Source organism: Enhygromyxa salina, assembly GCF_002994635.1.
GTDB lineage: Bacteria > Myxococcota_A > Polyangia > Nannocystales > Nannocystaceae > Plesiocystis > Plesiocystis salina_B.
The window spans coordinates 12373-25091 of record NZ_PVNL01000111.1; the positions used below are offsets into that span (position 1 = coordinate 12373).

Annotated in this window: 11 protein-coding genes; 8 read left to right on the forward strand and 3 right to left on the reverse strand. The window is 64.9% G+C overall.

The genetic code is table 11. The features are described 5' to 3' along the window. Positions 1-24 precede the first annotated feature (24 nt). The 3 genes from ENSA7_RS27505 (at position 25) to ENSA7_RS44255 (ending at position 3484) form a co-directional block, all read left to right on the forward strand. Entirely contained in the window at positions 25-1857 is a 1833-nt protein-coding gene (locus tag ENSA7_RS27505) for a hypothetical protein (RefSeq protein WP_106092335.1), read from the forward strand. Positions 1858-2037: 180 nt separating this feature from the next. Further along, positions 2038-2826 carry a hypothetical protein gene (locus tag ENSA7_RS27510; RefSeq protein WP_106092336.1) on the forward strand — a complete coding sequence of 263 codons (789 nt, stop codon included), beginning with the start codon at positions 2038-2040 and terminating at the stop codon, positions 2824-2826. 85 nt (positions 2827-2911) lie between these two features. Continuing rightward, positions 2912-3484 (forward strand): hypothetical protein, encoded by a 573-nt coding sequence (locus ENSA7_RS44255; RefSeq protein WP_181234170.1) that lies wholly within the window; start codon positions 2912-2914, stop codon positions 3482-3484. 58 nt (positions 3485-3542) lie between these two features. Here the strand turns inward: ENSA7_RS44255 and ENSA7_RS27520 are convergent, their stop codons facing one another. From ENSA7_RS27520 to ENSA7_RS27530, 3 genes are all read right to left on the reverse strand, one after another. Further along, positions 3543-4049 carry an FxsA family protein gene (locus tag ENSA7_RS27520; RefSeq protein ID WP_106092338.1) on the reverse strand — a complete coding sequence of 169 codons (507 nt, stop codon included), beginning with the start codon at positions 4047-4049 and terminating at the stop codon, positions 3543-3545. 19 nt (positions 4050-4068) lie between these two features. Next, positions 4069-5367, reverse strand: a complete 1299-nt coding sequence (locus ENSA7_RS27525) for an ABC1 kinase family protein (protein ID WP_106092339.1) — start codon at positions 5365-5367, stop codon at positions 4069-4071. A 130-nt stretch (positions 5368-5497) separates the two neighbouring features. Further along, positions 5498-6427, reverse strand: coding sequence for a YkgJ family cysteine cluster protein (locus tag ENSA7_RS27530; RefSeq protein WP_181234171.1), 930 nt, complete (start codon positions 6425-6427; stop codon positions 5498-5500). Positions 6428-6497: 70 nt separating this feature from the next. On the opposite strand from ENSA7_RS27530, the gene ENSA7_RS27535 reads away from it, so the two are divergent. The 5 genes from ENSA7_RS27535 to ENSA7_RS46195 all read left to right on the forward strand — a co-directional run bounded on the left by ENSA7_RS27535 (position 6498) and on the right by ENSA7_RS46195 (position 12587). Further along, positions 6498-7493: a hypothetical protein gene (locus ENSA7_RS27535; protein ID WP_181234172.1), complete on the forward strand. Its 996-nt coding sequence runs from the start codon at positions 6498-6500 to the stop codon at positions 7491-7493. Positions 7494-7811: 318 nt separating this feature from the next. Beyond that, positions 7812-8255: a DUF7919 family protein gene (locus ENSA7_RS42550; protein ID WP_146158197.1), complete on the forward strand. Its 444-nt coding sequence runs from the start codon at positions 7812-7814 to the stop codon at positions 8253-8255. A gap of 109 nt (positions 8256-8364) precedes the next feature. Continuing rightward, positions 8365-8853 (forward strand): hypothetical protein, encoded by a 489-nt coding sequence (locus tag ENSA7_RS42555; protein WP_146158198.1) that lies wholly within the window; start codon positions 8365-8367, stop codon positions 8851-8853. A gap of 251 nt (positions 8854-9104) precedes the next feature. Next, complete coding sequence (locus ENSA7_RS27545; RefSeq protein ID WP_181234173.1) at positions 9105-11669, forward strand: RHS repeat-associated core domain-containing protein; 2565 nt, start codon at positions 9105-9107, stop codon at positions 11667-11669. A gap of 12 nt (positions 11670-11681) precedes the next feature. After that, positions 11682-12587 (forward strand): formylglycine-generating enzyme family protein, encoded by a 906-nt coding sequence (locus ENSA7_RS46195; RefSeq protein ID WP_106092344.1) that lies wholly within the window; start codon positions 11682-11684, stop codon positions 12585-12587. Positions 12588-12719 lie beyond the last annotated feature (132 nt).

A 12719-nucleotide genomic window follows, 5' to 3' on the forward strand; every position in this document is an offset into this window, starting at 1 on the left:
TCGCGCCGTGGTACCAGCGCGGGCATGGGTCGACTGCGCGGCGCCAAGTTTGTTGTCCCGGCTCTGTTCGGCCTGGTGTGCGGCTGCTACCTGTTTGGCGACGAGCCCAAGGCCCGCAAGAAATCCGACGGCGGCGCGGACGACTCTGCGCAGGCCCAGACCAGCCAAGACGCTCAGCCACCCGCGGAGGCCCAGCCCACGCCCGAGGGCGAGGCCACCGACTGTCCCGCGCTGCTGACCGGCGTCGAGACCAAGGCCCGGACGATCGCCGCCGCGTGTCCGCCCGTGCACGTGCGCGGGCTGTACCGGATCGACGGCGGGACGCTCGAGGTCGAGGCCGGTGTCCAGCTGCGCTTCGAGCCGGGCGCCGTGCTCGAGGTCGGGCGCGACAAGCCTGGCACCTTGAAGGTCAACGGCACCCCCGAGCAGCCCGTGCGCTTCGTCGCCGACTCGGTCAGCGACAGCGGCGGGTGGCAGGGCGTCCGCCTTTACGCCCAGGCCGACGGCTCGGCGCTGAGCCACGTGGAGATCGCCAGCGCGGGCACGGCCGATCAGGCCGCGCTGTGGATCGTCGCCACCCAGGTCCAGGTTCAAGGGCTGACCGTTCGCAGCTCCGCCGGCGTCGCGCTCGAGCTCGCGGGTGAGCGCGGCGTCCAGGTCCTCGGCGCCGAGCTGTCTGGGCTCGGCGTGGTCGCCCGCGCGACCCCGGCCGCCGCCGCCGGACTGCACAGCCTCACGCTCGAGCCCAAGGCTCAGGTTGCGATCACGGCCGGGGTGGTGAACGCGACCCTCGAGTGGCCGGCCAACCCCTACCGAATCGAAGGCTTGATCCGCGTTGAAGGCGAGGCCATGCGCCCAGCCCAGCTCAGCCTCACGCCGGGGACCAGCCTCCACTTCCTGCCCGACGCCCGGATCGTCATTGGCGGGTTCGGGCCGGGCAGCTTCAGCGCCAGCGCCGGGAGCCTGGACGCGACCGGCGTCCCCGACGGGGTCGACCAGACGATCAGCCTGCGCGCCGCCGAGCAACAACAGCCCGGCGGATGGGGTGGGTTGCACGTCCAAGATCAGGGCCAGCTGACCCTCCGCAACGTCGAGCTGGTCCATGGCGGCGCGCGCGACGAGGGCGTTATTTTGGCTGAAGGCAGCGCCAGCTTGAGCCTGGATGGGTGCACGTTCCGCAGCGATCTGGTCGGCGTCGAGCTGCGCGGCACTGGCGTGAAGGTCGAGAGCTTGGCCAACAACGCGTTCATCGACGTGCCCGTCGCGATCCGCACGACCCCCGCGCTGCTCGGGGCGCTCGGGCCCGACAACCGCTACGACGCCCGCGCCAACATCCACCTCGAGCGCGGCAAGGTCGAGGCCGACGCGACCTGGGCCGCACAGGCCGCTCCGATCATCGTTCACGGCGACGTGTTCGTCGACAAGGGAGCGACCTTGTCGATCGCCCCAGGATCGCGCCTGGGCTTTGATCCTGGCGTGATCCTGGGGGTCGGCTACTACGAGGCGGGCACGCTCGAGCTGCGCGGCACCGAGGAGGCGCCGATCATCCTCGAGCCCACCCCACCACCAGCGCGCGAGCCCGACGCGCCCGCGCCCGAGGTCCAGCCCTGGGGCGGCGTCGTGCTGGGCGCCCACGCGGTCAAGACTCGGTTCGAGCACGTGCACCTGCGCGGCACCGGCAACGACGCCGCGATCGAGCTGCGCGACACCGCCGACGCCACGCTCGTGAACGTCGACTGCGCGGGATGTGCCGGAGCGACCGTGAAGTGGGGCTGCGAGTCGACGATCGGCAACATCGGCGTCACCGCCAGCGACGGGACCCCGACCCCGATGGCGGCGCCCACCCAGTGCAAGTAACACAGAGGGTATAAGAGAAAAAGCGAAGCGTTCCCCAGGCGGACCCGACCTCGAGCCCGAGCGAAGCGAGGGTGGCGACGCGCGCGGAGGCGAAGCCGAGCACGGGTCGCGTCGGGTTCGACTGGGGTATAGGAGAAAAAAAGCGAAGCGTTTGGACTGGTTGATCGTCTCGGATCCCTGATGCCGCTGCTCGAGCTCGCCCTGCTGACTCAGTCGCTGATCTCCTCCGGTCAGCTGGACCTCGACCTCACCGCGCGCTTTCATGCAGCACCGCTGGCCCAGACCAAGATCCTGGTCCGGCCGGGGCCCGAGCCGTTCGTCTATGTCGATGGTGCGCGCAAGACGGCCGCGCAGTGGGTGCCTGGCACCCCCGCGACCCGGGCCACGAAGAAGCTGTTCGAGCTGGTCGAGCACATCGACGACACCCGCACTGACACCACCTATAAGCACAGCACCAAGGTCCGGACCAAGCAGGGGCTCTACCACTTCGACTGCTCCGGCATGATCAACTGGGCGTTGGCCAAGGTGAGCAAGTCCGCGCTCGAGACCCTGGATCGCGAGCGGCCCGTGGCGGCCACGTACGTTCGCATCATCCAGAAGGCGCCGACCCAGCGAGCGCGTGGCGGGTGGCAGCAGATCGCCGACATCGAGGACGTCGAGCCCGGGGACCTGTTCGCCTGGAAGCGCCCCGCCAACTGGCCCAAGGGCGGCAACACGGGCCACATCGGGGTGGTGATCGCCAAGCCAGCCGCGGTCGCCCACATCGAGAATGCGTACGTGGTCCGGGTGATCGACTCGACCCGCTATCGCCACCAGGACGACACCCGCGCGGAGGGTGAGACTGGGTTTGGGATTGGGACGATCTTGTTCATGACCGACGACGCCCGCCAGCCGATCGGCTATGCGTGGCATGGGTCGGACAGCTCGGGGTTCTATCGCACGGACGTCGTGTTTGGCCGCGTGCACTGAGCGAGCGCGGATCTGAGCCATCCGCTGGGGTGGGGCGGTCACTGTGGTGGTTGTTTGGCCCGAAAAACCGCAGACTCGATCACTCATGACGAACTACAAATTGCTTCAAGCGTGTGCCGTGATCGCGGTCGTCTCATTCGGCTGTGACTCCGGCGGGGACGAGTCCGCCACTGACAGCACCGGTGAGACTACGGGCGAGACCGCTGGTGACGGCGACGGCGACGGCGACGGCGATGGCGATGGCGATGCCGATGGAGACGATGTCCCATCCAACGCCGCCGAGCTGCTGCCGTTCCTCGAGTCCGAGGCGTACGCCGGCTTCCCCGCCGAGTCCGCCGTTCACCCGGCGACCGGCGCGAGCCCGCATGGCGACGTGCGGGTCTTCATCAACGCCGCCCTCGACGACTCCCTGTCTGGCGGCAACGCGTCGCACCCGATCGGCTCGGCTGCGATCAAGGAGCTGTACTCGAACGACGCCCGGATCGGCTGGGCCGTCATGGTCAAGACCCAGGCCGACAGCGACGCGGGCAACGGCTGGTACTGGTACGAGATCATGAACGACAGCGTGATCGCCGACGGCAACGGCGACATGACCTGCACCGGTTGCCACGCCGGGACAGGCAACGACTTCTTCAGCACCGTCTACCCCCTCCAATAGAGGGGGGATCTTGGACGACGGGCGGGCGCCTCTGAAAACAGGGGCGCTCGTTCGCGACTCAGTCTTCGCTAGAGTCGCGTGCGTCGACGTCGACGATCTCCGCGTCGACGAACGGCCCACGACCACCACCGCCGCCCATCCCCGAGCCCCCGAGCCCGCCGAGCCCGCCAACGCCGATCTGCATCACCTGGATGTCGCCCCCTTCGATGCGCTTTTGCAGCCGAGCCTTGACCAGCTCCGCCACGCTTCGGCGGACCGGCGGCACCATCATCGCCAGCCCAAACACATCGGTGAGGATCCCCGGCGTGATCAACATGACCCCGCCCGCCAGGATCAACAGACCCGACACGATCCCATCTTCTGGCAGCTGACCCTTGGACAGCGCCTCGCGATAGCTAGCGATCGCCTTACGCCCCTCGCGGCGGGCCAGCCACGACCCCAGCAGCCCCGTGACGGCGACCAGCGCGATCGTCGGCCCCGCGCCCATGAGCCCGCCGAGGGTGACCAGCAGGTACAGCTCGACCAGCGGGACCAGGGTGAACAGCAAGAACAGGCGACCAAGCACGGCGGTATCTCCTTAGCACTCAGGCCGCCGGGTCTGCCGGCCGCGCAACAAATTCGCCGGCGAACGCGTCGAGGTAGCCCTTCAAGAAGGTGTACGACGGCACCCGCGCCCCCAAGATCCGCATGTTCCCGTAGTGACCGACCACCGTGCGATCCAAGAAGATCAGCTCGGTCGCCGGCTGGAACGAGGACATCCGCTTGATCGAGCCCGGGATCAGCTTGACCACCTCGTCGTGCACGGTCGAGCGCGAGTAGTCGAAGATCGCCACATCCAAGAAGGGATCGGCGAAGGTGTCACGCCAGCTCTTGTAGAACCCATCGTCGGGCCGGGGCCCGTCTGGCCGCCGGACCTCCAGACGCAGCAGCGCGTCGTCGACCGCGTCCCACTCCTGCGCGATACCCTGCTCGATCAGATCTTTGTAGGCGCCAATGATGTCGACCCGCAGCCGCTTGGCGCAGCCAAAATCGTAGAGCACCAGCTTGCCGTCTGGCCGAAACGCGAAGTTACCCGGGTTGGGATCCGCGTGGATGATGCCCAGCTCGAACACCTGACTGCACATCATGTGGAACAGGTTGCGACCCAGCTGATCGCGCTGGGCCTGGGTGTAGCCCAAGCCGTTCAGATCCGTGAGCTGATCGCCGCCTTCGTAGGTCAGCGTCAGCACCCGCTTGCTCGAGCGCTCACCCACGACCTCGGGCAGGACCATGAAGTCGTGGCGGCCCAGGTGGAACTCACGAAACAGGCGGACGTTGGCGGCCTCGTTGGTGTAGTCGAGCTCCTCGTGGAGGTGCTTGCGGACCTCCTTGAACGAGGCGTTGAGCGCCTCGCGGCCGATGTTGACGATCCCGCTCGCGCGCAGGGCCAGCTTGAGCTGGGCCAGGTCGGAGTCGACCGCGTCCTCGACACCGGGGTACTGGACCTTGACCACGACATCGCGCCCGTCGTCGGTGGTCGCGCGGTGGACCTGCCCGATCGAGGCGGCCGCGAACGGCTCCGGATCAAAGCGTGAGAACAGCAGCTCTGGCGCCGAGCCGAGCTCGCGCTCGACCTGCTCGGCGATCACCGCGTAGTCCATCGGCGGCGCCTCGCGCTGCAGCTTGCCGAGCGCGTCGGACAGCTCTTTGGGCAGCACGTCTTGGGCGATCGACGCCATCTGCCCGACCTTCATGACCGCGCCCTTGAGCTCGCCGAGCGTCTGCGCGATCCGGTTGCCCGACTCGCGATTGGATTCCTCGCGCGAGGTCGCCGCGTCGGCCTCGGACTGGAACAGCGCCTTGACCCGCGTCCGCGCCATGTTGCCGGCGACCGAGGCGGTCATACCAGCCAACTTCAAGAAGCGCTTGCCGCGGGACGGGGGTGCAGCCACGTCTGAGCACTGTGCACCCTCGCTGCAAGCCGCGCAACCCAGAGCCACGACTGCGCTGAATCGCCGCGCGGGGAATCGCCTGCTACTTGCGCTTCTTCTTCTGCTGCTTGTTCTTCTTTTGGTGCTTCTTCGCGTGCTTGACGTTGCGGTTGGCCTTTTGAACCACCCGCCCGTCCTGCTGCATGCGCCGCGGCGCCTCGCCGACCTCTTGCAGCAGCTCACCCTCGCCCAGCTGAAGCAGCTGCAACACGCTCGCATACAAGAACGGCGAGAGGCCGAGCTCCATGCGCTTGTCGATCTGCGAGAGGGTGACCTGCGGGCGCACGGGCAGGCGAATGTTGACGACCTCGACGTCGGCGTGTCGCTCGTGGCGGGGATCCGCGAGCGCGCTGTCGCCAACGATGTGGTGCATGCGGCAGCTGATCGGCCGACGCTCCCAGATCCGACAGCGACCCTTGCCCTCATCGAGGAACGGACACGCCTGCCCGCGCTCGGCGAAGGTCTGGCGACCCCGACCCGCGGCCTTGCTGGTCATCCGGATCTTCTCGGGGTCCTTGCCCGTGTGACCGGCCTGGATGTCCTTGAACTGTTGCTCGCCGAGCTCGCCGAGCCGCTGAGCGACCTGCGGAAAGTCCTTCCAGGTTCGGACCTCCCGATAGATCGCCAGCGTCTCCGGCCCGCTGACACCAAATGGCGCCGCGTAGCAGCCGCCCTTGCCCGCGGGCGTGCCGGGCACGGCGGCGTCGGCGAGACCGAGCTCACCGCGGACGGTCTCCACGTAGCGATCGTAGGCGGTGTGCAGGTCGTCGACCCGATCATAGAAGCCCCGCGGCAAGCGCTTGGTCTTGGTCGTGTCGGCCAGACCAGGAAGTCCAGAGATCTCGTCGACGATGCGCTGCATCGTGTCGACGTGCTCCTTGGCCTGCTTGCGCGCGCGCCTCGCGATCCGCGTGACGCGATCACGGGGGAGCTTGACCCGAGGGCCGAACAGCGCGGCTATGAAATTCAGCACGGCGGGCAGGCTTGTAGCAGACCCAAGACAGCGCTTGCACCCCGCATAATGCGCAAGTAGCTTGCGGCCCATGATGGCCCGCCGTTCCCCCGTTCGTCCCTTGATCACCGTCGCGCTCGCGCTTGGCCTCGCCGTGTTCGGCAGCGCCTGCGACGGGGACAAAACCAACGAGCCCGGCGGCGCAGGCGGAGCCCAGGCCGACGGCGGGGGCAGCGGCAAGGCGGCCGAGGGCGGCAAGGACTACGTCTACGACGCCAACGGCTTCACGCTGATCGCCACCACCAAGACCAAGATGGAGCTGTCGAGCACCCAGGGTAAGGGCGAGTCGGAGCTGTCGGTCCGCAGCGTGATCGAGGCGACGCCGCAAGGCGAGGGACTCGAGGTCCACGGTCGCGTGCTCGAGCTGCTCGACTACAAGGGCTCGGGTCAGCTCGATCCCGAGTTCATGCGCAAGCAAGCCGAGGAGGCCGGCGAGGAGCCGATGGATCTGCGGGCCGAGCTCGCCAAGTCCGAGAGCTGGTCGATCATCGACCTCAAGGGTGAGGCGGACGAGAAGGCGACCAAGGCCATGGCCGAGAACCAGGGCGAGGACGACGGTCCCATGAACTTTGGTCTGTTCGGGCTCCCGGATCTGCCGACCGTCGACCTGGAAGTCGGCAACAAGGTGGAGCTGCCGACCAAGGCCGATGAGCGCGAGCTTCCGTTTGGCTCGGTCCCGGTCGAGGTCGACGTGACCTGGACGCTGCGGGGGGTCGAAGGTGACGTCGCGGAGTTCGACGTCACCGTCGAGGGCAGCGGCGCGACCGAGATCGACGCGGGCGGGGCCACGGCGATGGTCTCGATCCTCGAGGAGTCTTCCTACACGGTGTTCTTCAACCTCGCGTCGAAGCTGCCGGTCTCGTATAATGGGTATAGCCAGAGCGAGATTAATATTGATATTCCGGGGCAGCCGATCTCGTTTGCGACGAATAATGAGATTGAGACGACCTACGAGGTCAGCACGGGTCCGGTTCCCGAGCCTGCGCCTGCGCCGGAGGCGGCTCCCGTCGCCGCGCCTGAGAGCTGAGGCGGCGAGGCGCGGCGATGCCTTCGTGCGCCGGGTTCGGTGGGTGGAGGCGTGGCGAGGGAGGGCTGCGGGGTGAAGCGTCCACAGCCCAATATTCAGGGACTCTTGACGCTGTCAATTGAGTTTGGCGGCGGTCGCTCCGCTTGACGAACGTCGCGTCGTCGAGCACGCGTCGATAGCGGCCAAGGTCGGCGATGGCGACGCCTGACGCAGGGTTCTATGAGCGCCCCGTGGAAGCCCTTGGATTTGCTCGTGCCCGACATGGGCGACCTCGACTGAGCAGCATGCCGAATAACGAGATTGCGAGGAGGATACTACATGCGACATAGTGACCTCAGCAAGTACTGCTACACCAAACTTCAGTCGAAGGCATCGCTTCTCAACGTGGGGTGGGTCGACCTGGACGCACCTTTTCTCAAAGGGGTAATTCCTGCTCAGGCCATCGCTAGGATCGAATCAGCCATTCCTTTGCACCTCAACGCGATGCGAGGCGTACATGGGTGCCCCTTCTGTGGGGACAGGGATGTCTACACAGATATAGACGGAAAGAGCATACTGCTGGGAATGTCAGAGGTTTGGGTTCCCTCCACGGTCAGTGAGACGGTGTACATCGCGCCAAGCCTGCTCCTGCACTACATCAGGGCCCATCAATACATGCCTCCTCGAGATTTCGTGGGTGCGCTCCTCGCACTTCCCTGTGCTCCTGCACGCTGGAACACCCCTGGGGGGAGCTATGCAAAACTAGTCAAGCGTTATGGCTGACGCGCGGGTTGGGGGTTGGGGAAGAAACAAGTGGCGGCGGCGTGACATTTGGTCGAGGATCCCGTACGCTCATATCCATCCACCTTGAACGACTAGTCAAGGCAACACCATGCTGAACCGAGTAGACACGGGCATCAACGACATGGCCGTGGAGGAGTTTGTGATGAATAAAGTTCAAATGCATGCAAACCGAGCACTGCGGCCTCGCGCGTTGAGTTCGGGAGACACGCGCGGTCTGCCAAACTACTATTCGTTTCCTCACGGCCAACACCCTGTTTGGTGGACGGAACAACTCGAGGCTGGGTTTCCAGACGCGTTCGCCGTGTACGAGAACGTGCCGGAGAGTGGTGCGAAGGCTCTGGTGATTATGTCGACGAGTGTATGCGTTCTGGACGAAGATCTCACTGTTGGCTTGTGCGTGGAGTACTCGAGTATCGAGAGCTTTGGCCGACTTGCAAAAGAGCCTGTTCCCGAAGTCATCTGTATTCGGCTTTCCTCTGGCACGGAAGCCGAACTGCCGGTCTTGGGGAAAACGGGGGCAATCGTCGACTGGTTGAGGTTTCTTCAAAATGCTGTGGATGCGGTCAAAGGGATCTGAGGAGATCTGCGCGGTTGGGGTCTCTTACCGCTGATGACCCCGCCCGAAGGTCCTGTACCTTCTAATTTGTCCACCTTGTACAAATGAGCAGTCGACGGGTGGCCGTCTCTCCGTTTGACGGTCGTCGGGTTGTCGAGCTCGCGCTACGACGGTGGCCAACGGGCTGCGATAGCGACGCTGACGTAGAAGGCTCGCCGGGCGCCGGTCTCGCCGACTGGACAGCGATCGCCAACCAGAACACTATCGCAACCATGGCGACCGCCGCCGCGCCCTCGCTCGAGACGACCGTGTACACGTCGTCGAGCACCCACGACGCGCTCGGCCGGGTCCTCACCGCGATCTCGCCCGACGGCTCGGAGGTCGCGTACACCTACAACCAGCGCGGCGCGCTGAAGACCGTCGACTGCAAGCACCGCGGCGCGCTCACGTCGACGCCCGTGGTCGCGGAGATCACGTACGACGTCCGCGGCCGGCGAGAGTCGATCACCCACGCCGCCAACTCCACAACGACCAGCTACAGCTACGACCCGCTGAACTTCCGCCTGCGCTCGATCGAGACCACCCGCGCGAGCGACAGCAAGAAGCTGCAGGGTCTCCACTATCACCACGATCCAGTCGGCAACGTCACGGACATCCGCGACGACGCGCAGCAGACGGTCTATTTCCAGAACGCGATCGTCGAGGCCGCGAACAGCTACACCTACGACGCGCTCTACCGGCTGGTCGAGGCGACCGGCCGCGAGCACGCCACGCAGGGCACGGCGCAGCGGAGCTCGACGCAGCTGCTGCCAGACAGCAGCGCGGTGCCGATGGCGAACGACCCCAACGCGCTGCGGCGGTACACGCAGAGCTACACGTACGACGCCGTGGGCAACCTCGAGACGGTCGTCCACGCGCCCGCGAGCGGGACGGGCTGGACGCGGCGGTACCAGTACCGGACCGACGGCAACCGGCTCGTGGGCACCAGCGCCCCCGGGGACTCGGCCGGGGCGCTCTACACGAACACGGCCACGTACAGCCACACCTACCCGCACGACGAGCACGGCAACTTCACCGCGATGCCGCACATGTCGGCGATGGCGTGGGACGAACTCGACCAGCTGCACCACTGCACGGTGGGGTCGCAGGAGGTGTACTTCCAGTACGCGGGCGGGCAGCGGGTCCGCAAGTATGTGGAGCACGCGGGAGCGACGACCGAAGAGCGAATCTACCTGGGTAGCTTCGAGCTGTACCGCAAGCGGGTCAACGGCGCGCTGGTCAACGGGACGCTGAAGGAGGAGTGGGAGTCGCTGCACGTCAGCGACGACACCGGGCGGATCTTGCTCGTCGAGACGCACACGGTGGACGACGGCGACGTCGTTGGGAGCCCGACGGGGATCTGGCGGTTTCAGCTGAGCAACCACCTGGGCTCGGCGGCGACGGAGGTCAGCGAGAGTGGGGCGGTGATCTCGTACGAGGAGTATCACCCGTATGGCACGAGCGCGTATCGGCTGGTCGACAGTCAGATCGACGTACCGGCGAAGCGGTACCGCTACACGGGGATGGAGCGGGACGAAGAGACGGGGCTTGGGTACCACACGGCGCGGTATTATGCGCCGTGGTTGGGGCGGTGGACCGCCAGCGATCCGATCGGACTGAGTGGCGGCATCAATCAGTTCGAATACTCAGCGTCGAGTCCCCTCGTTCTCAGCGATCAAGCGGGGACATCACCGCATCAGTTGGGCGACAACATTTCAGTTGACCAGGTCGAGGACTGGAAGAGTGATAGCTCTCTCATTGCGCCTGGTGCCACGCCGGTCTTGATAGCGGGCACGGATGACCGCTACCTGGTCATTCCCACCGAGTCGATCTTCGCACGACCCGGAGAACGTGCGGAAGAAGGGCACTTTGCGTGGGCATTTACGCCCAGTTTCGCGGGGCAAGCGTGGGGGAAGAAGTACGCGCATGCTGTACAGGAGATCGCCGACAACAGGGAAACCGCTGCGGCAGCGCAACAGATTCTTGCGTCGAACAAGATGATAGCAGCTTTCGGCCTTGGCGGCGGTGCCACTGTGGCCGGTGGCCTCAGCGGTGGGTTGGCGCTAAAACTAGGCTTGCCCCTAATCGGCACTGCACTGGGCAGTTCCATCCTCGGCGGCGCCACAACCGGTTGGACTCTCGAAGGCGGGCTAGCGTTGTTAGACGGGCAGTCACCGGGAGAGGCGCTCGCGCGTGCGAACCGAGGAGGGCTGGTTGGTGGTGCACTCGGTGGCGCTGGCTATTTTGCCGGTCGAGGTATTGGGTGGGGGCTTTCGAAGTTGCGTGGCGGAGCACCCTCTACTACGCAAACTGCATTCCAGCAAGGCATGCCACTCATCCGTGCAGTTCGACCGGCGCCGAGCACATTGCCACCAGGGGGGAGCTCCGCCGCCGGCGAGATCGATGCGGCGGTCGGTGCAGAAGTTGAGGTCACAGTTGACGCAGCAGAACTACATGGGTTATTTTATCATCAAGTCAACAAAGGTGGGCTCGACGAGATTGTAGAGTCGCAGATTTTAAGGGTTTCGGAAGCAAATAGTCGTGGCTACGGCGAAGCGATTCGGGCATACCCTGGCGAGGCCACCGGGACAGGTGGTCAAGGCGTTGTCAAGTTTTACACCTACGAAGCTCCCCACTACGTCAAGCCAATTTTGAATCCAGGGTGGGGAGGCAATGCCACAAAGCCTTTGGCAGAGGTCAGGTGGACAAACGTGGAAAGCATTGGCATACGTCTGCGACGTGTGTTTTATCCGGATGGCCGAGCGATCTGGTTCCTCAAACCGCCCCCGCCTCCATAAAGAGCAAGAGTAATGACGAATCAGACGAAGACCTTCCGCGGAGCAAACTGCGTACAGCACCTGAAACGGTGGCTCGAGGACCGTACTGGTGACGCCTCCCCACTGGACTGTGTTGCATGGGCCTGTTCCTCATGCGGGACTGACCGCTACGGCTTGTGGATTGAAATAGTCATCTGCGCCGAGTCGACGCGGTATCGTTGGGTTCCTCCTGGTTCCTTCACCATGGGTCTTGATGATGATGGGACGGAGCGGGCGTACTTAGTGGAGGTTCCTTCGCATACAGTCATACTCTCAGCTGGGTTTTGGGTCGAGGATGTTCCATGTACGCAGGGCCTCTGGAAAGCCGTGATGGGGCGGGAACCGAGTCACTTCCGGGCACCGGACCGGCCTGTCGAAAGCGTGTCATGGGATCTGGTCCAGGAGTTCATTCGAAAACTCAGGGCCCACGTCTCGGGCTTCTCTTGTCGCTTGCCTACTGAGGCGGAGTGGGAGTATACATGTGGGCACTTGGATGGCTGCATTGAAGAGGCTGCTTGGGTTCATGAAAATAGCGCCGCCGACTTCGACCTTGCCGGCGTTGAGTATGTTGCGCCTGGGCCATCTAATTCCAAGAGGCGGTATGGGCCTCGTGGGACCCATCCAGTGCGAGGAAAGAAGCCAAATAGGTTCGGTGTCTATGACCTTCTTGGGAACGTGCTGGAGTGGTGCGACGATGCGCCACGGGTTTACAGTCTCGGAGTGATTCGAGATCCTCGCGGCACAGGTTCCGACGAGCGAGTGTTGCGCGGCGGTGACTGGGACACGAAGCTATGTGAGACGCGGCCGACACGCCGATTTTCCCTCGATAAGAGGTACGGCGGAGGAAATATAGGTTTTCGGTTAGTGGTACCCGCACGAGACGGTTCTGTGCCTTGGTAGTCGTTCGAAAATGTTCGCTGTCCGGAGGCGGTCATGTTCGCTGGCTTCCTACGAGTCCTGTCCGGGCGTACCGAGGGTGATCCCTGCCCGAAGGTCCTGTACCTTCATATTTGTACAGATTGGGCAAATGAG

What these genes read in the sequence shown, in the direction of transcription:
- ENSA7_RS27505 (WP_106092335.1), top strand. Translation starts at nt 25, where the DNA reads ATGGGTCGACTGCGCGGCGCCAAGTTTGTTGTCCCGGCTCTGTTCGGC.
- ENSA7_RS27510 (WP_106092336.1), top strand. Translation starts at nt 2,038, where the DNA reads ATGCCGCTGCTCGAGCTCGCCCTGCTGACTCAGTCGCTGATCTCCTCC.
- ENSA7_RS44255 (WP_181234170.1), top strand. Translation starts at nt 2,912, where the DNA reads ATGACGAACTACAAATTGCTTCAAGCGTGTGCCGTGATCGCGGTCGTC.
- ENSA7_RS27525 (WP_106092339.1), bottom strand. Translation starts at nt 5,367, where the DNA reads ATGACCGCCTCGGTCGCCGGCAACATGGCGCGGACGCGGGTCAAGGCG.
- ENSA7_RS27535 (WP_181234172.1), top strand. Translation starts at nt 6,498, where the DNA reads ATGATGGCCCGCCGTTCCCCCGTTCGTCCCTTGATCACCGTCGCGCTC.
- ENSA7_RS42550 (WP_146158197.1), top strand. Translation starts at nt 7,812, where the DNA reads ATGCGACATAGTGACCTCAGCAAGTACTGCTACACCAAACTTCAGTCG.
- ENSA7_RS42555 (WP_146158198.1), top strand. Translation starts at nt 8,365, where the DNA reads ATGCTGAACCGAGTAGACACGGGCATCAACGACATGGCCGTGGAGGAG.
- ENSA7_RS27545 (WP_181234173.1), top strand. Translation starts at nt 9,105, where the DNA reads ATGGCGACCGCCGCCGCGCCCTCGCTCGAGACGACCGTGTACACGTCG.
- ENSA7_RS46195 (WP_106092344.1), top strand. Translation starts at nt 11,682, where the DNA reads ATGACGAATCAGACGAAGACCTTCCGCGGAGCAAACTGCGTACAGCAC.